This is a genomic window from Verrucosispora sp. NA02020, from assembly GCF_013364215.1.
GTDB lineage: Bacteria > Actinomycetota > Actinomycetes > Mycobacteriales > Micromonosporaceae > Micromonospora.
In genome coordinates, this window is sequence record NZ_CP054923.1 from 2,869,185 (window position 1) to 2,887,012 (window position 17,828).

Sequence of the window (17,828 nt, forward strand, 5' to 3'; positions counted from 1 at the left end):
GCCGCCCCGCTCACCAACCGGCGGCCACCGCCGCCACCATGTCGTCGGAGTGCGTGATCGAGACGGTCAGGCCGGAGACACCCGCCTGCGCCGCCATCCGGGCGGCGGCCCCGGCCAGGGTGACCTGGGGTGCGCCACCGGGCGCCCGGGCCACCACGATCTCGGACGGTGCCACTCCTTCGAACAGGCCCGTCCCGAGCACCTTGAACACCGCTTCCTTGGCCGCGAACCGACCCGCGAGGAACTCGCGCCGCCGCCCGGGAGCCAACGTCGTGGCGTACTCGATCTCGGCGGCGGCGAAGGCGTACCGGGTGAACCAGGCCCGGTCGCAGAGACGATCCAGCGCACCGAGCGGCAACAGGTCGATGCCGAGGCGCATCAGCGCACACCCTCCGGCCCGACGGCACCGGCGCCGCTCCCCTTCAGCAGTCCCTGGAAGACCGACAACAGGTGTACGTTGCCGGCGCCCTCCATGAACTCGAAGGCACGCACATCCCGATAGACCTTCTCCAGCCAGGGATCGTCGAGCAACGACGCCGGTCCCAGCAGTTCGGCGGCGAGCACCGTGGCGTCCTCGGCGACCCGGGCGGCCCCGGCCTTCGCCGCGGCGATGCGATGGGGATCGATCAGGCCACCGTCGATGTCGGCGGCGATCCGGTGGATGAGTCGACGGATCGCCGCGATCCGGTCCTCGACGGCCGCCAACCGGTCCCCACCGGCCCCACCGTCGCGTACCCCCTGCCCGCGTACGTGGTCGCAGACCGCCTGGGCGCAGCCCACCGCCATCGCGGCGATCCCGGGACGGGCGCGGTAGAACACCTGTCGGGCCCCGTGCAGGCCACGCTGGGTGGGCCGCCGATGCTGACCCAGCAGGTTGCGGTCGGGAATCCGGACGTCCTCGAAACGCATCCGACTGATCCGGGCACCACGCAGGCCGACCGACGGCAGAAGCTCGGCGCTGAAACCGGGGGACGAGGCCTCCACCAGCGCCGCCTCGATGCCCCACGGACCGGGCGCGCGCCGGCAGAACACCAGCCCCACCTGGCCCCGTGCGCCGTTGCCCACGTAGGTCTTCTCCCCGTTGAGCACCCAGCCGTCGCCGTCCGTCGCCGGCCGCAGCGTCGTCGTCAACTCGGTGGCGGCCGAACCCTTGGCCGGCTCGGTGACCGCGAAGAAGGTGTGGTCCGGCCGTGCGGCGAACCGACGGAACCAGCGGTCGGTCTGTTCCTCGTCGGCGAGCGCGTGGATGGCGTCGCTGGACAGCGCCGGTCCGGGACCGGCGAGCAGCACGTTCGGGTCGGCGTAGGAGAACCGTTCCCAGACGACGGCCTGCGCCAGCGACGTACCGCACACCGCCGCGACCTGCGGCGGCACGTCCAGTGCGGGCCAGTACCGGCGGGGAATGGAGAAGAACCGGTAGAGCAGGACACCGGGCAGATCGAGGTGGTCGTCGATGGCGTCCGGATCCTGGTCGAGCAGTTCGCCGAGCTTGCGGAACTCGCCCGACACCGACCAGCAGTGGCGGTCGAGCGCCCGCATCCGGTCGTCGCGCAGATCCGATCCGACCAGCGGGCCGCCGCGGTTCACCTCAGCCATCGCCCTGTCTCCTTCCCGAGTGCAGGTAGACGTTGCCGGCGACCTCGGCCAGATGCAGGTCCCCGGCCGGTCCGTCGACGAGGAAGCCACTGGCGCCGAGCAGCCGAAGCAGGTCGCGACCGACGCCGACCAGACGGCGGTGGGTACGCCACCGGGCCGCCACGTCCTGGTCCCGACGCGCCGGCGGCGTCGCGTCCACCTCGGCGAGCCGGATCGCCACCTCGGCGAGTTGGGCCTGCACGAGTTGTCTGGCCAGCAGGGTGGTGCCGGCGGAGGTGCGGGCACCCAGATGACGCAGGGTGTGCCGGAGCACCTCGTGCAGCAGCCGTCGGTGCAGGTCGAGAAGGCCGGTGGCGAACGCCTCGGCGACCGCCTGCGGCACCGGGACGATCGTCGTCGACCGCCCGTCGCCGACGGGGTCGGGGACCGTGGGGTGCGCCGACGGTGTGGCAGCACCGGAAGCGGCGCGGGACACCACGACACCGAACCGGGCCAGTGCACCGGGCGCAGCGGCGGGTAGCGCCGCCGGGGAGGCCACCACGTGCCCGGTGGGGGAGGGCACCGGGCCGGTCGGGGAGAGCCGGTGGTGCAACTCGTCCAGCGCGTCGGCGTACCACCGTGCGGGGGCAGGGGGCAGCGTGGTGTCCGGCACCACGGACCCGACATCGGCGGGTGCCCGGGGCGGTGTCATGGTGCCTGCTCTCGGGTCGATGCGGAAACGGATACGGCGGTCGCGTACTCCGGCGCGGTGCTCGCTCGTCGGCGCAGCAGACCGGCCTGGCTACGCCCGGTACGCGGGTCGGTGTCGCAGAGCACGAGCGTGCGGTACTCGTCGGCCCAGGCGCGATGCGACCGGGCCAACTCCCGCCAGACGCCGGTGCAGTAACTGCCGGCGTCGACCCGGTGGACCGGCAGCCCGAGGGCGGCCAGTGTGCCCGCGTCGACCCACGGGCCCGCCACCACCAGCGTCGAGTCCACGCCCGACCCGGTGGTCATCGCCCCGATCAGGCGTCCCAGCCCGGACGTGCTCGACACCGGCGCGGTACCCACGAACTCCCATCCGCCACCACCGCCGAAGACGAGCAGGGCACCGGAGTTGGTCAGCTCGTGGTCCGTCACGAAGGGATCGTGGTACGGCAGGCTGTTCTGCTCGCAGACGAAGAGCGCGAGGCTGGCGCACCGCCCCGACCGGGCGTACGCGTCCGCCACCTTCAACGCCGTGTACGGGGCACGTAACCCCTGCTCGGAAATGGCGAAGCTGTGGCTGCGATCGCCGAGCAGGTGGTTCACGTACGGGGTCACGTGCTTGAGCGACGACGGATCCGGGATGCCGTAGGCGAAGATCAACAGGTCGGGGCTGTCGATCGGCAGCTCCCGCAGCAGGTCCTCGGCCAACTCGGTGAACCCGACGTTGGCCGCCTGCGCCAACCGCCCCGGATCCGGCCGTACCCCGAACGGGCGCAGGATGTCCCGCTGGATGGCGTCACGGTCGTCGTCGGTGGCCGGCGGCAGCCGGTCGCGGCGCACCAACGCGGTGGCCGAGGTCAGGGACAGCGGCATGCTCACTCCCACTCAGGCGTGATCGTCCAGGTTCGCGACCACGTAGTCGGCCACCGTGCCGATGGTCTTGAAGTCGGCGATCTCCAGCCGCTCCGGGTCGACGTCGATGCCGACGCCGTCCTCCAACGCCATCAGCAGTTCGAGCACGGAGGTCGAGTCGACGTGCAGGTCCTCGAAGAGCCTCGTCTCCTCGGGCAGCCCGGAGATCGGGCGTTGCAGCACGTCACTGAGAGACTGCTCGATCTGCGAGACGACCTTGCTGCGGTCCATGACGGGTCCTTTCGGGTAGGCCGACCGGGGATGGCGGCAACGGGCGGATCAGGAGGCGGGGAAGGACACCAGACGCTGCGATCGCAGCAGATCGTCGACGGTGTCGCGGCTACGCACCAGGTGACCGACCCCGTCCACCACGAGCACCTCGGCCGGGTGCCCGTGACTGAGGAACAGCACCGGTGAGGCGCTGGGACCGTACGCGCCGGAGCGGCTGACCCCGAGCAGGTCACCGGGGCGTACCTCGGGCAGCCGGACCCGCTTGGCGATCACGTCGTTGGGGGTGCAGAGCGGCCCGGTGACGGTGTACACCTCGCTCGCGGAGGTGTCCGGCCGGGTCAACGACCGCACGGGGAAGTTCCGTTTGACGAAGCTGCCGAGGCCGACCGCCGCCATGTGGTGGTTGGTGCCGCCGTCGGCGACCACGAACCACTCACCACGGGACTGCTTGACGTAGCGGGCCCGCAGTACGTACGTCCCGGACCAGCCGACCAGGTAACGCCCGAGTTCGGTGATGATCCGGGTGTCCGGGTACCGCGCCAGGAACTCGTCCACCGCCCGGTTCACCCCCTCGGCGGCGGCGGTCGCGTCGAGGTCGCTCTCGTTGTCGAAGTACGGAACGCCCCAGCCGCCGCCGATGTCCACCGTCTCCAGCGGTACGCCGAGTTCCCCGGCGAGGGACTCGGCCACGCCCAGGACGCCCCGGGTGTTGTGCACGACGGTCTCCACGTCCAGGATCCGGGTTCCCAGATAGGCGTGTACCCCGATGACGCGTACCCGGTTCAGCGCGGTCACGGCGGCCTTCGCACCCCGCAGGATCTCCTCGTCGATGCCGAACTGGCGGGGCTTGCCGCCCATCGCCAGCCGCGAGCCGTGCGTCTCGAACTCCGGGTTGACCCGCAGGATCACCCGCGTCCCGGCGGCCTCCGGCAGGGCATCCAGCGCGGCCAGTTCGGCGAGGGACTCCACGACCACCGCGTGTGTCCCGCCCTCGGCGCAGCAGGCCCGCAACTCGTCGTCGGACTTGCCCGGTCCGAGGAAGATGAGGTCGTCCGCGCCGACCCCGGCCCGCCGGGCGGTGGTCAACTCGGCCAGGGAGGAGACCTCCAGCCCCGCGCCGAGCGACCGCAACAGGGCACACAGGCTGATGTTGGGGTTGGCCTTCATGGAGTAGAAGATGTCGATGCGCGGATCCAGGTCGGCACGCAGCCGCTCGAAGCGGCGCCGCAGGTGATCACCGTCGTAGACGTAGAGCGGTGTGCCGTACCGCTGCGCCAACTCGGCGATCAGGGCGGGATCGGTGACGATCTCGCCGGTGGCGTCGGCCGGTTCTGCTCCGTTGCTCACGGGGAGACCTCCTGGCTGGGGCGGGTGGCGGTGAGTCGGGTGGCGAGCGCCCCGCGCAGGGCATCGTCCAGGGCCCTCAGACGATCGGCGTCCGTGGTGACGAGCAGGGCGTACAACCGGCCGTGGAACGGTGGCGGCCGGTCGGCGTCGGCGTTGACGGTGCCGAAGCAGGTGACGACGACCCGGTCGGGACCGGCCGGGTCGACCAGCGTGGCGAGCGTCCGGTCGACGTCGGCGAACGACACCGGCGCGGTGAGCGTCAGCGGGTACTGCCGGGCCAGCGCGACCTGCCCGGGTGCCTGGCACAGCTCGGCCAGGCTGCCCTGGTAGGTCGACATGTTGAGCCGGGCGTTGATCTCCAGCACCGGGTACACCACGCCGTCGAGGTCGACGATGGCGTCCACCCCGACCACTCCGGTGTAACCGTCGTCGCGGAGCCGGGCACCGACCAGCCGGGCGGCGCGGTCGATCTCGGCATGCTGGGCGTCGGTCAGCGTGGCGGGCATGATGTGTCCCTGGTGGACGCCACCGTCGGTGAGCGCCTGCTTGACGAAGTCGAGCCGGATCCCGCCGTCCCGGGCCACGGTCACCTGGTAGTTGAGGTCGTACCGTTTCGGCAACCATTCCTCGACCACGACGTGCAGCCGGTCGTCTCCGCTGTGTTCGGCCCGCCGGCGCACCATCCGCAGGATCCGGTCCGCCTTGCGGGGCGAGTCCAGGACCAGCAGTCCCTTGCCGGACACCCCGTAGGAGTCCTTCACGACGATCCGCCGGCCCGCCGCGAGGGCGGGACGGTACCGCTCCAGGACCGTGGCCAGCTCGTCGCAGGTCTCGCACTCGTCGCCCGGCACGACGCGCAGCCCGGCGGCGGCGGTCAGCCGGCGCCCGTAGATCTTGCCGTTGACCCGTTCGAAGGTCGCCGCGTCCGGCACCGCCAGCGGCACACCGCAGCTCTCGGCCAGCTTCTGTTCCAGGTCCGTGGTGGCCATCGGAAGCAGCCGCGCGCCGGCGGCACCGAGCGCCGCGAGCCGGGCCAGCAGCACCGGCGAGTCGAGAACGTCCTCAGTGGTGGAACGGTCGGCGGAGACGTTCTCCGGCACGACGATCTCGGGCACCGGCAGACCGGTCCGGTCCAGGTAGGCGCGGTACTGCGGATCCAGCGGGTACTTGCAGACGAGCACGTCGTCGGCGCCGGCGAGCAGGACGCCCAGTTCCTCCATCCGCCGCACCACGTTCGTGCCGGTGGCGAATCCCGGGTTCGGCAGCCCGACGTGCTGGCGGGCCCAGCGGTGCTCGGCCTCGAAGTTGCAGATCAGGATCAGCCGGCCGGCGGGATCGCCGAGCAGGCGCTGTTTCAGCGAGCGAAGGTAGCCCGTGTCCACGTCGTCCTCTCAGTACTCGATGACCATGGCGGCGTAGCTGGAGCCGATCCCGACCGAGGTGAGCAGGTACGACTCGCCCTCGCGGAGCAGGCCGCGCTCGCGCATCGAGACCAGGTTCAGGAAGGGGTCGGAGCAGTTGCAGTGGCCGTAGCGGGGGATGTTGTCCAGGAACACCCGCCGCCGGTCCAGGCCCACCTGGGCGCAGAGTCGCAGCCAGAGCGAGGCGTTGACGTTGTGCGGGATCACCATGGCGATGTCCGACAGCTCCTTTCCGGCCTGCGCGAGCGCGTCCGACATCGCGGTCCAGAGGTGGGTGTTGTAGGTGTCGCCGAAACGACGGAGCTGCTCGGCGGACATCCGGAACCCGTCGGCGAACTCGCCCTCGGTGCGGGCCGCGTAGGAGAGCACCCGGCTGCCCGCGCCGTCGGGTGACCGGCCGGGACCGGCGGCGAGCCCACCGGAGCGGTACCCGTCCGGCGTGTCCAGGCCGACCAGCAGGGCCGTCGACGCCTCGCCGGTGATCGATACGTGCAGGACGTACCGCAGCACACTGTTGAACGCCTTCTCGCCGGTGACCACGAGGGCCTTGGCCATCGGATCGCCGTCGGCACGCAGCAGCTCACCGGCGATGTCGACGGCGGCGAGTCCACTGGCACAGAACTGCTGGGTCACCGCGAACGCGTCGGTTCCGGACAGGCCGAGCCGTTTCCGGAGCTCGTCGGCGGCGAGGACGTGCGACGGAGCGGGATCGGGCAGGGTGTGCGCGTAGAGCAGGTAACGGACGACGGTGGGATCGGGCAGCTCGCGCAGCGCCGCGCCGGCTGCCGGTACGAGCAGGTCGAACAGGTCACCGTCGGGGTCCGCCCGGACCTCCGCCATGCCTCGGATCCGACGTAGCACCTTCGTCTGGTAGCGGTTGAGCCCGCAGGCCGCCCCGATCTCCTCGACCGTCCACGACCGGGCGGGCGTGAACGCCTCGACCCGGTGCAGGACGGTGGCCGCCCGCACGAGGTCGGACGGCGGTGCGATCGCGCCACGCCGGCCCTCGTCCCGCGCCCGATCGACGGTGTCGCCCCGCAGGACCGTCGCCTGCGGGGTCGGGGGCACCCCAGGTGCCCCGACGGCACGTGTCGTGACGGGACCCGACCGGACCAGGTCCGGCCGGTGCGTACGGGAGAAGGTGTCGGCCACTCGTTCCTCCGGATTCGCGGGGCGGCCCGCCCGGGCGGCGTCGACGAGGCGGTGCACCGTTGGCGCGCGATGTCGGCGCGGATGCCTGGACCGAGGCGACTCGCTGGAGGGTCCGGCCCGCCGGTCGGCAGCGCCGGCCGCCCGGCCACACGGCAGACGATAGGCAGATCCAGATGCTTCGGTGAATTGGGGAAACCCCTGTAATGATCTGATAAACGTCAATGCCGAAGGTGGGGATTTCCCGAAGTGACTCCAGGGTCCGGGCGGATCTAGCGTTGGCCGTTAGGTGCCATCCGGATATTGGCTTATGGCGGTTACCTGCCATTTCGTCGACCGGGCCGGGAATGGGGTGGCGGCCGGTCCAAAGGAGAGAAACGATGGGAATCCGACCTATCGACCTGGTGCCCCCACCCGAGGACGCGCCGCCTGCGGTGAGGCTGACGCACGTGGACCAGCTGCGCGTCCGGTTCACCGGTGAGCGGGACGGCGAAGGACCGATCACCCTCGGACAGGCGAACATGCTCAGCTGGATCGCCAAGGAGAAGCCGTACGGGCGGTTCGCCGCCGGCCCCCTGGAACTGCCACCCGGTGCCTCGATGGTCGACGTCACGGCCGCCGTCGAGGTGCTGATGGCCCGGCACGAGGCACTGCGCACCCTCTTCCCCGCCGACGGGCGGACCCAGCAGGTGCTGCGCTCCGGCGAACTGGCCGTCGACGTGTTCACCGCCGACGAGGAAGCCGACACGCAGGTGCTCGTGAACGAACTGATCCGCATCCTGCGCAGCGAGGAGTTCGACCTGTCCCAGGAGCTGCCGATCCGGGTCGCGGTGACCGCCGTGGACGGCGTACCCACCGCCGCGGCCGTGGTCTACTCGCATGTCGTGGTCGACCTGCCCAGCATGGTGATGCTGGCCAGACAGTTCACCGAACTCGCCGCCGAGCCCACCCGCCGACAGGTCGGCCCGCACGGGCACCAGCCCCTCGACCAGGCCGCAGCCGAGCGCTCCGAGCGGGGACGACGCCGGGCCGAGGAGGCGCTCCGCTACTGGGAACGGATCTTCACCACCATCCCGCAGAACCTCTACGCGGTGCCACCGGCACCCGACGGGCCGGGTGGATCCTCATCCTCCTGGCTCTGGTCACGCGCCGCCGCCCTGGCCCTGCCGCACATCGCCGCCCGCACCGGTGCCAGCACGTCGATGGCGGTGCTGGCCGCCGTCTGCGCGGTCCTGAGCCACCGCACCGGCCACCGCCAGATCGCGATGCCGACCCTGTGCAGCAACCGTTACGAGCGCCGGCTGCACGACTACATCGGCCCGCTGGCCACCGACAGCCTGGTGTCGGTGGAGGTCACCTGCGCCGGCTTCGACGAACTCATCCACCGGGCCGGCACCGCCGTCCTGCGCGCCAACCGGTATCCGGCGGGCCAACCCCAGGAGATGGACCGGCTGGCCCGGATCACCGACGAGCGCGGCATCCACGTCGCCCGCCGCTGCACCTTCAACGACTCCAGCGCCGCCATGGGGTCCGGACCCCCGACACCGGCCGTGACCGACACGACGGCGACGGACCCGACCGAGGCGCGCCGGGCACTGACCGAGTCGACCGTGGTGCCACGGTCGTGGGGGGAGATCCGCGCGCTGCTCGCCTTCCGCCTGCTGGACAAAGAGGGGCAGATGATCCTCGGCGTGCTGACCGCCGACCGCCACCGCATCACCGACGCCGAGAGCGCACTGCTGCTGACGGCCGTCGAGCGGCTGCTCGTCGAAGCGGCGGCGGGTGACGTCGACCTGGACCGGCTCGGCGAGGTGACCGCAGTGGCACCCCTGACCCGGGATGCCGACTGGCGCTTCGTCGACTCCAACTGGATCCAACTCTCCCAGACCCAGCACCTGCTCGACGACGCGCTGCCCACCGCCGGCGCCCGGGTCTTCGCCGTACCCGACGACCACGGCCGTCCGGAACTGGTGGCGTACCTGGCCAACGGCGACGCGACCACGCCGGGCCGAGCCCACCGGGCCTGCCTCGAACGGCTACCCGGCCGGGACACCGCGATGGCCCCGCGACGGTACGTCGTCTGCGCCCGCGCGCCGCACGATCCGGCCGACCTGTCGCAGTGGCGACGCATGCCGGTGCGGCACACCGGAGACGGGCGGGAAGGTACGCCACAGTGACCACCTCCCACGACGGGGACGCGATCGTGCTGTCCGGGCTGCGCAAGTCCTACCACGGACGACCGGCGGTCGACGGGATCGACTTCACCGTCCGTCGAGGCGAGGTCTTCGCCCTGCTCGGACCGAACGGCGCCGGCAAGACCACCACCGTGGAGATCCTGGCCGGGCACCGCCGCCGCGACGGCGGTGAGGTCCGGGTACTCGGCGCCGACCCCGCCGACGGTAGACCGGAGTGGAAGGCCCGGATCGGCGTCGTCCTGCAACGCGCCGACGACCTCACCTACTCCAGCGTCCTCTCGGTACGCGACTGGGTCCGATCGGTCGCCGCCTACTACCCGACGCCCCGCCCCCCGGACGAGGTGATCGAGCTGGTCGGGCTCTCCCGCCAGGCGCGGGTACGCGCCTCCGCGCTCTCCGGCGGTCAACGTCGCCGGCTCGACGTGGCCCTCGGCATCGTCGGCCGACCCGAGCTGCTCTTCCTGGACGAACCCACCACCGGATTCGACCCGGAGGCCCGGGTCCGCTTCTGGTCACTGCTGACCCAGCTCGCCCACGACGGCACCACGATCCTGCTCACCACCCACTACCTGGAGGAAGCCGAACGCCTCGCGGACCGGGTCGCGGTGGTGGCCGCAGGACGCATCGTCGCGATCGCCACGCCACAGACCCTCGGCGGACGGGCCAGTGCCACCGCCACGGTGCGGTGGACCGGACCCGACGGAACACAGAGCCGGCGTACCGGTGATCCGACCGCGGTCGTGCGCGAACTCGCCCAGCGCTTCGGCGGCGCCGTCCCCGATCTGGTCGTCCAGCGCCCCAGCCTCGAGGACGTGTACCTGGAGATGATCGGGCAGTCGCCGACGCGCGCGGACACCCGCCAACCGGTGACCGGAGGACCGGCATGACCACCGTCAGCGAGGGCGCCCGCCCGACACCCGAACACCCGGCCATGACCGCGCCGACCGGCGGACACCGTGCACCGGCCCCCCGCATGCCGAGACTGCTCCGGGTGGTGGCCGCCCGCACCCGCGTCGAGTTCCTCTCCCTCGTCCGCGAACGCTCGGCGATGGTCTTCACCTTCGCCTTCCCGCTCACCCTGCTGGTCATCTTCGGCTCGGCGCTGCACGGCCAACCGATCGCCGCCGGGGTCGTCTACGAGCAGTACTTCGTCGCCGGCATGATCGCCGCCGGACTGTTCGGATGCAGCTTCCAGAACCTCGCCATCGTCATCCCCCTGGAACGGGACATCGGCGGCCTGAAACGACTGGCCGGCACACCCATGCCGAAGTCCGCCTACTTCGCCGGCAAGATCGTGATAGTGGCGTTCACCGCGCTGGTGCAGAGCGTGCTGCTGATCGGGATCGGCGTGATCTTCTACGACCTGACCCTGCCCACCACCGTCGGCCCCTGGCTCACCTTCCTCTGGGTGGCCGCACTCGGCACGATCGCCTGCACCCTGCTCGGCATCGGCGTGGCCGGAATCGTGAAGAACGGCCGGACCGCTCCGGCGATCGTGTCGCCCCTGGCGACCGTCCTCCAGTTCGTCTCCGGGGTGTTCTTCGTCTTCGCCTCCCTCCCCACCTGGATGCAGAGCATCGGCACGATCTTCCCGCTCAAGTGGATGACACAAGGGATGAGATCGGTCTTCCTGCCCGACTCCTTCGCCGCGCACGAGGTGGCCGGCGACTGGGAACACGGGCGGATCGCGCTGGTGCTCGGCGCCTGGTGCCTGATCGGACTCGTGGTGGCGGTACGCACCTTCCGCTGGCGCAACCGCGCCGACGGCTGACCATGAACTGCACCCCTGAGGAGAAGAGATGACGGGTCAGCGGCGGGCGGTCGTGCTCGGCTACAGCGGGCTGCACGGATCGGCGGAACTCAAACAGTCCTGCTTCCCGGGCCTCGACGAGCGGGAGGCGCGCCTGTTCCAGGGACTGGACTCCGCCGCCGCCCTCGTCGTCGACGGCGAACTGGTCGCCGCGGTGCAGCAGGAGCGGTACTCCGGGATCAAGTTCGACCACGCGTTCCCGGCCGACGCGATGGCGAGCTGCCTGACGATCGCCGGTCTGGACGCCACCGACGTCGACGCGGTGGCCCACAACTTCGACCACTCCCACATGCGGGTCTTCGCCGAGGGCGAGGAGTACGCGCGACGCCGCTACCGCGAGATCCTCGACCCGGCCCGACAGACCGAGCTGCTGCACCGGTTCATGCCCGCCCTGGCCCGGCACCGGGTGACACCGGTGTCCCACCACCACGCGCACGCCCTCACCGCCGCCGTCCCCTCCGGCTACGACGACGCACTGGTCGTGGTCGTCGACGGCATGGGGGAGTTGTACGCCATCAGCGTCTACGCATGGCGGCACGGACAGCTGACCCGCCTGGCCGCACTGGACTACCGCGCCAGCCTCGGCCTCCTCTACGCGATCCTCACCATGCACCTGGGCTACTGGCCCAACAGCGACGAGTACAAGGTGATGGCACTCGCCGCGATGGGCGACCCGGCGCGGTACCGCGACGTGCTGGCCGACGCGGTGCACTGCCAACCGGACGGACGGCTGGACGTGCCGCTGCTGCGACTCAACCGGGAGCCGTGGGCCCGGGAGACCTTCGCGACCTCGCGGGACTGGCTCACCGAGCGGGCCTGCCCGCAACGACGCGCCGGCGAGGAACTCACCCGGGAGCACATCGACCTCGCCAGCGCCGCCCAGGAACGCGTGGAACAGGCCCTGACCCACCTGCTGTCGTACTGGGTACGGCGGACCGGGCTGCGGCGGGTGGCGTTCGCCGGCGGCGTCGCGCTGAACTGCGTCGCGATCGGCAAACTGGCCGCCTCCGGCCTGGTCGACTCCGTGTACGTGCAACCGGCCGCCGGCGACGAGGGAACGGCGGTCGGCGCCGCACTCGCCCTGGCCGGTCCGGCCGCCACCGCCGCCCACTACCCGTCGATGACCTACCTCGGCCCGGACGTCACCGAGGACGGACCGCCGGCCGACCAACCGTACTGGTCCGTGCCGGTGGGCGAGGGCGTCGCCGAGGTGGCGGTCGCACGGCTGCTGACGGAGGGCAGGATCGTCGGCTGGGCCCAGGGTCGGCTGGAGTTCGGCCCGAGAGCACTGGGCAACCGCAGCATCCTGGCCGACCCGAGGGACCGTGGCGCGCGGGAGCGGGTCAACGCCGCGGTGAAGTTCCGCGAGGAGTTCCGCCCGCTCGCCCCGGCGGTCAAGGCGGAGCGAGCCGACGACTGGTTCGTCATACCGCCGGGGACGAACATGCGGCACATGACGGTGGCCGTGCCGGTACGACCACCGATGGCGCAGCGGATCGCGGCGGTCGTGCACGACGACGGCACCGCTCGGGTGCAGGCCGTCCATCAGACGGACAACCCACGGTTCTGGCGGATCCTGGACGAGTTCGAGCGGCTGACCGGGACACCGGTGCTGATGAACACGTCGCTGAACGTGAAGGGCCAGCCCACCGCCCGGGCGGGCGCGGAGGCGTACCGCACCTTCGACTCGTCGAGACTGGACGTCCTCGTCCTCGGCGACCGGCTCTACGCCAAACCCGACGCGGTGGCGGCGGTCGAACGGGCGGTGACCCACGCCGCGCGACACACCGTGCTCAAGGTGCGATAGGCGAGCCGGAGAACACCCCGGCCGCTGCTTTCCCTGTTCGCCGTAGTCAGCGCCTCCGTTCAGCCTGGTGCGCGACGAACAACCGGTCACCGTCGTCGGCGCGGCGACAGAACCAACGAGCTCGGCCGGCGTGGTGAGCGTCGTCGGTGGGTACATCGGGCCCGTACGCGGCCGGACGAGATGTCCTGTCACGTACGGGTTTCAGTGGAAGGTGGGTCCACACAGGTGGGAGCCGCCCTTCCTCGAATCGAGCGGAAAGAAGGACCATGGCCGACAGCCGTGACATGTACGTCGTGCACAGCCTCTTCAGGCGCGAGTTCCCGGCCGCTGCGGCCCTGGTCCGGACAGTGGCTGCGGATGACGCGCCGACCACCGCCCGTGTCGCCGACCACGTGCTGCTGCTCACCGGCGCGTTGCACACGCATCACACCGGTGAGGACACGCATGTCTGGCCGAAGTTGCTGCAACGCGGTCCGGACGAGATCGCGCCGCTGGTCCAGACCATGGAGAGTCAGCACGAGAGCCTGCACGCGGCACTGGCCGACGTGGAGGAGCGGGCGACCGTGTGGCGCTCGACCGCGACTGAGGCTGACCGGGAAGCGCTGGCCGCAGCCCTCGACGCGTTGATCGCGCCGATGTCGGCACACCTGGACGCCGAGGAGGCCCACGTGCTGACGTTGATCGACAAACACCTGACCGACGAGGAGTGGGCCGAAGCCGGGAAACACGGGCTGGCCTCGGCGCGGAAGAGCCAGCTGCCGATGATCTTCGGCATGCTGCTGCACGACGCCAGGCCCGAGCACACCGAGAGCCTCAGAGCGGTGATCCCGGGCCCGGTCTGGTTCGTGCTCTCCCGCCTGGGCCCGGTGGCCTACGGCAGGTACGCCCGGCGGCTGGGCCTCGACCGGGTGGGCGCCGCCTGACCGCGTGGGGCGGTCGGCCCGGGGTCGGCCGCCCCCTGGCCTGCCGTGTGAGAGGCGGCGGAGCCGGTCGTGGCGGATAATTGCCCGATGACAAATCCTGACCTCGATCCGGACGTCTATCCGCCCCTCGACCCTCGTGAGCCCGTGCCGGACGACGTCGGTGAGCTTCTTCCCGACACGCCCGGCGAGCTACCGGAGGCGCCGGTCGAGCCGTCGCCCGACGACGGTGAGCCGGGAGGCGTACCCGAGCCGGCATGACGGCGGTCGCGAGCGGCGCCGATCAGCAGTCCCGGTCGGCCGGGGACCAGCGCCATGAGGCGCCAGGTGGACCGCCGCGATCGCCCAGGCCGCCCCCGGCCTCTGCGCCGTCGCCGTCGGCGAGTTCACGCCGGACCGACAGGTGTCGCCCAGTCCGTCATCGCGGACCGGGCGACGCTGTCATCCGTGCGGTGTTCCTCGACGGTGTGCGAGGGGAGCGACGACGCCGGGTTTGCTAGTCCTGCCAGACGTTGAGGGCCCAGGCGAGGACGTACCAGACGCAGACGTACTCCCGCCCGGAGGCGATTCCGGCGATGTGGCAGGTGATCGGGTCGGGGAAGACACCCTGGAGCAGCCAGGCGCCCGCCGCGGCCTGCGTGACCGGCGCGGCACTCACCGCCGCGGTGACGGCGGTGACGGGAGCGGCCTGGGCGGCCCCGGCCGTCGTTCCCAGGCCGGTGGCGACCAGGGTGACCACCAGGGTCGTCGTAGCCAGTCTCTGCCGCAATGACTGTTTGCGCATCGGGTTCTCCTCCCACGCGCCCCGGGCCGGATGTCCGGCCCAGGGCGTCCGTCGACGATCGATGCGTTACATGCTGCGCGGAGAACGGGCTCGGGTCGTCGGCCCACGACCTGACCCGTCGCGTACGCCAGGCGGGTGAGTCCGACCGTCCGCGTCCCCCGACAGGTGGACCCGCCGCGCGAGCCGGTGCCATGCCCCGGGTGCCGATACCGAATCCCGGCGCATGGACGATGCTGCTCGGTCCGTCGGTGTTCAGGCGCGGCCACGTACGAGGGGCAGGAAGACCTCGTCGACGATGTCGAGGAGCACGTCGTCGGGGACCGAGGGGACGCCGCGCATCGCGTACTCGGCTCGTAGCAGCATCATGGGCGTTGTCGCGACGCGCGGATGGGCGGCCCTCGGCGGTGCCTCGCCGCGTGCCACGGCACGTTCGAGCATGCTCAGCCAGACGCGGTCCATGGTGTCCGCGCCCGAGCGTTCGCGCATGAGGTCGAGCAGCGCCGGGTCGTCCGCCGCCGCCGCCAGCAGGGCGCGGAGGACCGTTCCGTGCGGAGAGGACCACGTCTCGTTCGCCCGCCGCAGCATGTCGAGTGCGTCGCCCCGCAGGCTGCCGGTGTCGGGGTTCGGCATCACGGCGTCGGAGAGGTAGCGGTATGCCGCGATCCCCAGTGCTGCCCGATGTGGCCACCGGCGGTAGATGGCGTTCTTGTTGGTCCCGGCCCGGGCGGCGACGCGGTCCATGGTCAGCCCTGCGTAGCCGGACTCGCGCAGTTCCTCCGCCGCCGCGTGAAGGATGGCCTGTTCCAGCTCCGCGCCCCGGCGCCTGGTGCCCATGTCTTGCAGGGTACTGGAAGTACCTTATAAGGTACTCGGCGTACCTTAGATGTGAAGGGGTCCCCGATGCGCGTCTTCGGCATGAACTACGACACCGGCTTCGTCAGTGCCGGATCCACCACCCACGAACCGTTCGCCCCCGAGACCGTGCGGCGCGACCTCCGCGTCATCCGCCAGGAACTGCACTGCGACGCGGTCCGCGTCACCGGCGGTGTCCAGGAGCGGCTGGACCTGACCGCGCACATCGCCGCCGAGACGGGACTCGAGGTCTGGTACTGCCCGTTCACCAACGGTCTCGACCGCAAGGAGCTCATGGCGTTCGTGCTCGACGGCGCCGAACGGGCCGAGCGGCTGAGGCGCAGCGGCGCCTCGGTGGTGTACCTTGCCGGCTCCGAGATCTCGTTGGTCACCAACGGCTTTCTACCCGGCCGTGACCTTGCCGAACGCATGGCGCTGTTGACCGAACCGATGAGGATGCGGGAAGCGATTCCTGCCGCGCGCGCCGCCGTGCGCGACTTCCTCGCCGAGGCGGTGCCCGCGGTGCGGGACCGGTTCGGCGGTGCCGTCGGCTACGCCTCGATCCCGTTCGAGGACGTCGACTGGGCCTCGTTCGACATCATCGCCAGCGACGCCGGTTACCGCGACGCGACCAATGCCGCAGCGTTCCCGCAGACCCTGGCGGCGGCGGTGGGCCAGGGCAAGCCGTACGCCGTGACCGAGTTTGGCTGCTGCACGTATCGCGGCGCGGCCGATGTCGCGGGAGGAACGGAACCTGTGGCGTACGACGAGCACGGCCGTGCGGCGAAACTGACCGCGGAGTTGGAGCGTGACGAGGAGGGCCAGGCTCGCTACGTGCTGGATCTGCTGCGCGACTACGAAGCCGGCGGGGTGGAGGCGGCGTTCGTGTACACCTTCGCGAACCGGCACCTACCGACCACCGGTGACCCGGCGCACGACTACGACCTGGCCGCGCGAGGGATCGTGCGGGTGTTGCCGGACGGCTCGTGGACGCCGAAGGCCGCGTTCCACGCACTGGCCGAGTACGGCCGCACGCGCACTCGGACGGGGCCCCGGTGATCCTGGTCGGCACCCTGCGCGTGTGCGCGATGCTGCGAGCCGACCCGACCGCCCGGGCGATCGGCAGGGGATTCAGCCGACGAGCCCGGATCCTCAGGAGGTGGACGGCGCCGCCACCGTGCTCAGGTATTTGGTGAGGCGGAGCAGCACGTGACCGGGGTCCGCGTCGAGGAAGGCGGCGGTATCGGCGAGGGCGCCGATCAGAGGCAGTCCACGACCACCGACAGTCAGCGGATCCGGCAACTCGGCGGCGAGCTGCGTGTCGTCGGGGGTGTCGCCGCGATTGCCGACCTCGATCAGGCAGTCGTGACCGTCGATGAGGATCGTCACGTCGACGGTGCTGCCACTGTCCGCGTGCAGCACCGCGTTCGCGCAGGCCTCGGACATCATCACCGCGAGGTGATCCCGTGCCTCCTCACCGACGTCGGTGAGGCTGAGCAGAGTGGTCAGGACGTGGCGGGCGCGGGTCACCGAAGAGGGCTGTCGTGGCAGTGACAGTGTCATGGTCACGCGCATTCCCGCAGCTCCCTCTCGGCCGTTCCGTGGCCGCGTCGGTTTCCCGGTGCCGTACCGACTGTGATCCACCGTACCCGGGCCTGATCCGCTGAAACGGCCACAGTGCCGCCGTGCGGTGTGCCCGTTCGCGGTGGTTTCGCCGCCGCGCGCATAGGCTGGTGTGCGGCACGCGTGAGGAGGCTGTTGTGGATCTGCAGGTGTCGGCCCGTCCCGGCCGGGGGTGCACGGTGGTGGAGGTGCAGGGTGACCTCGACATGGCCACCTCCCCGCGGTTGCGGGGCACCCTGCAGAAGCTCGTCGACGCCGGTGACCGACAGGTGGTGGTGGACCTGGCCGGGGTGGCGTTCATGGACTCCAGCGCACTGGGTGCGTTGGTGGTGATGTTCAAGTCGTCGCGCGAGGCCGGCGGACGGCTCAGCCTGGCCGGCGTGCGGCCCGCGGTGCGCCGCGTGCTGAACATCACCTCGGTGGATCGGGTGATCGACATCTACGACGACGTCCCGGGAGCCGAAGCGACATATCGCCCTTCGGCGGTGTGACCG

At 71.2% G+C, this 17,828-nt stretch carries 19 protein-coding genes; 8 read left to right on the plus strand and 11 right to left on the minus strand.

All coding sequences use genetic code 11. The features are described 5' to 3' along the window. Window positions 1-10: 10 nt before the first annotated feature. Genes HUT12_RS12570 through HUT12_RS12605 form a run of 8 tightly spaced genes read right to left on the minus strand, consistent with a single transcriptional unit; the run spans window position 11 to window position 7,346 of the window. Entirely contained in the window at window positions 11-379 is a 369-nt protein-coding gene (locus tag HUT12_RS12570; protein WP_176093473.1) for a holo-ACP synthase, read from the minus strand. Next, the gene (locus HUT12_RS12575; RefSeq protein WP_217705980.1) at window positions 379-1,596 is read right to left on the minus strand and encodes an acyl-CoA dehydrogenase family protein; all 1,218 of its coding nucleotides are present in this window, start codon (window positions 1,594-1,596) and stop codon (window positions 379-381) included. The genes HUT12_RS12570 and HUT12_RS12575 overlap by 1 nt, the downstream gene beginning before the upstream one ends. After that, window positions 1,589-2,287 carry a hypothetical protein gene (locus HUT12_RS12580; protein ID WP_176093474.1) on the minus strand — a complete coding sequence of 233 codons (699 nt, stop codon included), beginning with the start codon at window positions 2,285-2,287 and terminating at the stop codon, window positions 1,589-1,591. The genes HUT12_RS12575 and HUT12_RS12580 overlap by 8 nt, the downstream gene beginning before the upstream one ends. Continuing rightward, window positions 2,284-3,156 (minus strand): hypothetical protein, encoded by an 873-nt coding sequence (locus HUT12_RS12585; RefSeq protein ID WP_176093475.1) that lies wholly within the window; start codon window positions 3,154-3,156, stop codon window positions 2,284-2,286. The genes HUT12_RS12580 and HUT12_RS12585 overlap by 4 nt, the downstream gene beginning before the upstream one ends. Before the next feature lie 12 nt (window positions 3,157-3,168). Continuing rightward, entirely contained in the window at window positions 3,169-3,426 is a 258-nt protein-coding gene (locus tag HUT12_RS12590; protein WP_131051154.1) for an acyl carrier protein, read from the minus strand. Between the two features lie 48 nt (window positions 3,427-3,474). Next, complete coding sequence (locus HUT12_RS12595; RefSeq protein ID WP_254876799.1) at window positions 3,475-4,773, minus strand: alanine racemase; 1,299 nt, start codon at window positions 4,771-4,773, stop codon at window positions 3,475-3,477. Next, the gene (locus tag HUT12_RS12600) at window positions 4,770-6,155 is read right to left on the minus strand and encodes an ATP-grasp domain-containing protein (protein WP_176093476.1); all 1,386 of its coding nucleotides are present in this window, start codon (window positions 6,153-6,155) and stop codon (window positions 4,770-4,772) included. The genes HUT12_RS12595 and HUT12_RS12600 overlap by 4 nt, the downstream gene beginning before the upstream one ends. Window positions 6,156-6,164: 9 nt before the next feature. After that, window positions 6,165-7,346 carry a 3-oxoacyl-[acyl-carrier-protein] synthase III C-terminal domain-containing protein gene (locus tag HUT12_RS12605; RefSeq protein WP_217705981.1) on the minus strand — a complete coding sequence of 394 codons (1,182 nt, stop codon included), beginning with the start codon at window positions 7,344-7,346 and terminating at the stop codon, window positions 6,165-6,167. Window positions 7,347-7,723: 377 nt separating this feature from the next. On the opposite strand from HUT12_RS12605, the gene HUT12_RS12610 reads away from it, so the two are divergent. From HUT12_RS12610 to HUT12_RS12635, 6 genes are all read left to right on the plus strand, one after another. After that, window positions 7,724-9,520 carry a condensation domain-containing protein gene (locus HUT12_RS12610; protein ID WP_176093477.1) on the plus strand — a complete coding sequence of 599 codons (1,797 nt, stop codon included), beginning with the start codon at window positions 7,724-7,726 and terminating at the stop codon, window positions 9,518-9,520. Continuing rightward, a complete protein-coding gene (locus HUT12_RS12615) occupies window positions 9,517-10,425 on the plus strand; it encodes an ABC transporter ATP-binding protein (RefSeq protein WP_217705982.1) in 909 nt (302 codons plus the stop codon). The genes HUT12_RS12610 and HUT12_RS12615 overlap by 4 nt, the downstream gene beginning before the upstream one ends. Beyond that, window positions 10,422-11,309 (plus strand): ABC transporter permease, encoded by an 888-nt coding sequence (locus tag HUT12_RS12620; protein WP_254876800.1) that lies wholly within the window; start codon window positions 10,422-10,424, stop codon window positions 11,307-11,309. Before HUT12_RS12615 ends, HUT12_RS12620 begins: the two co-directional genes overlap by 4 nt. A 28-nt stretch (window positions 11,310-11,337) precedes the next feature. Beyond that, window positions 11,338-13,155, plus strand: a complete 1,818-nt coding sequence (locus HUT12_RS12625) for a carbamoyltransferase C-terminal domain-containing protein (protein ID WP_176093478.1) — start codon at window positions 11,338-11,340, stop codon at window positions 13,153-13,155. 266 nt (window positions 13,156-13,421) lie between these two features. Beyond that, complete coding sequence (locus tag HUT12_RS12630) at window positions 13,422-14,078, plus strand: hemerythrin domain-containing protein (protein WP_176093479.1); 657 nt, start codon at window positions 13,422-13,424, stop codon at window positions 14,076-14,078. Between the two features lie 87 nt (window positions 14,079-14,165). After that, a complete protein-coding gene (locus tag HUT12_RS12635; RefSeq protein ID WP_162854322.1) occupies window positions 14,166-14,336 on the plus strand; it encodes a hypothetical protein in 171 nt (56 codons plus the stop codon). A gap of 235 nt (window positions 14,337-14,571) precedes the next feature. Here the strand turns inward: HUT12_RS12635 and HUT12_RS12640 are convergent, their stop codons facing one another. Next, the gene (locus tag HUT12_RS12640; protein ID WP_176093480.1) at window positions 14,572-14,859 is read right to left on the minus strand and encodes a hypothetical protein; all 288 of its coding nucleotides are present in this window, start codon (window positions 14,857-14,859) and stop codon (window positions 14,572-14,574) included. A gap of 252 nt (window positions 14,860-15,111) precedes the next feature. Then, window positions 15,112-15,693 (minus strand): TetR/AcrR family transcriptional regulator, encoded by a 582-nt coding sequence (locus tag HUT12_RS12645; protein ID WP_176093481.1) that lies wholly within the window; start codon window positions 15,691-15,693, stop codon window positions 15,112-15,114. Between the two features lie 66 nt (window positions 15,694-15,759). Between HUT12_RS12645 and HUT12_RS12650 the strand changes: the two genes are divergently transcribed. Then, complete coding sequence (locus HUT12_RS12650) at window positions 15,760-16,770, plus strand: hypothetical protein (RefSeq protein ID WP_176093482.1); 1,011 nt, start codon at window positions 15,760-15,762, stop codon at window positions 16,768-16,770. A 93-nt stretch (window positions 16,771-16,863) separates the two neighbouring features. Here HUT12_RS12650 and HUT12_RS12655 read toward each other — a convergent pair whose 3' ends face one another. Next, window positions 16,864-17,274, minus strand: a complete 411-nt coding sequence (locus HUT12_RS12655) for an ATP-binding protein (RefSeq protein ID WP_254877049.1) — start codon at window positions 17,272-17,274, stop codon at window positions 16,864-16,866. Window positions 17,275-17,471: 197 nt separating this feature from the next. Here HUT12_RS12655 and HUT12_RS12660 point away from each other — a divergent pair, with 197 nt between their 5' ends. After that, window positions 17,472-17,825: an STAS domain-containing protein gene (locus tag HUT12_RS12660; RefSeq protein ID WP_176093484.1), complete on the plus strand. Its 354-nt coding sequence runs from the start codon at window positions 17,472-17,474 to the stop codon at window positions 17,823-17,825. Window positions 17,826-17,828: the final 3 nt, after the last annotated feature.

Coding starts and splice junctions, on each gene's coding strand:
- HUT12_RS12610 (WP_176093477.1), top strand. CDS start 7,724: ATGGGAATCCGACCTATCGACCTGGTGCCCCCACCCGAGGACGCGCCG.
- HUT12_RS12620 (WP_254876800.1), top strand. CDS start 10,422: ATGACCACCGTCAGCGAGGGCGCCCGCCCGACACCCGAACACCCGGCC.
- HUT12_RS12655 (WP_254877049.1), bottom strand. CDS start 17,274: ATGACACTGTCACTGCCACGACAGCCCTCTTCGGTGACCCGCGCCCGC.
- HUT12_RS12585 (WP_176093475.1), bottom strand. CDS start 3,156: ATGCCGCTGTCCCTGACCTCGGCCACCGCGTTGGTGCGCCGCGACCGG.
- HUT12_RS12640 (WP_176093480.1), bottom strand. CDS start 14,859: ATGCGCAAACAGTCATTGCGGCAGAGACTGGCTACGACGACCCTGGTG.
- HUT12_RS12645 (WP_176093481.1), bottom strand. CDS start 15,693: ATGGGCACCAGGCGCCGGGGCGCGGAGCTGGAACAGGCCATCCTTCAC.
- HUT12_RS12570 (WP_176093473.1), bottom strand. CDS start 379: ATGCGCCTCGGCATCGACCTGTTGCCGCTCGGTGCGCTGGATCGTCTC.
- HUT12_RS12590 (WP_131051154.1), bottom strand. CDS start 3,426: ATGGACCGCAGCAAGGTCGTCTCGCAGATCGAGCAGTCTCTCAGTGAC.
- HUT12_RS12580 (WP_176093474.1), bottom strand. CDS start 2,287: ATGACACCGCCCCGGGCACCCGCCGATGTCGGGTCCGTGGTGCCGGAC.
- HUT12_RS12625 (WP_176093478.1), top strand. CDS start 11,338: ATGACGGGTCAGCGGCGGGCGGTCGTGCTCGGCTACAGCGGGCTGCAC.
- HUT12_RS12635 (WP_162854322.1), top strand. CDS start 14,166: ATGACAAATCCTGACCTCGATCCGGACGTCTATCCGCCCCTCGACCCT.
- HUT12_RS12650 (WP_176093482.1), top strand. CDS start 15,760: ATGCGCGTCTTCGGCATGAACTACGACACCGGCTTCGTCAGTGCCGGA.
- HUT12_RS12630 (WP_176093479.1), top strand. CDS start 13,422: ATGGCCGACAGCCGTGACATGTACGTCGTGCACAGCCTCTTCAGGCGC.
- HUT12_RS12575 (WP_217705980.1), bottom strand. CDS start 1,596: ATGGCTGAGGTGAACCGCGGCGGCCCGCTGGTCGGATCGGATCTGCGC.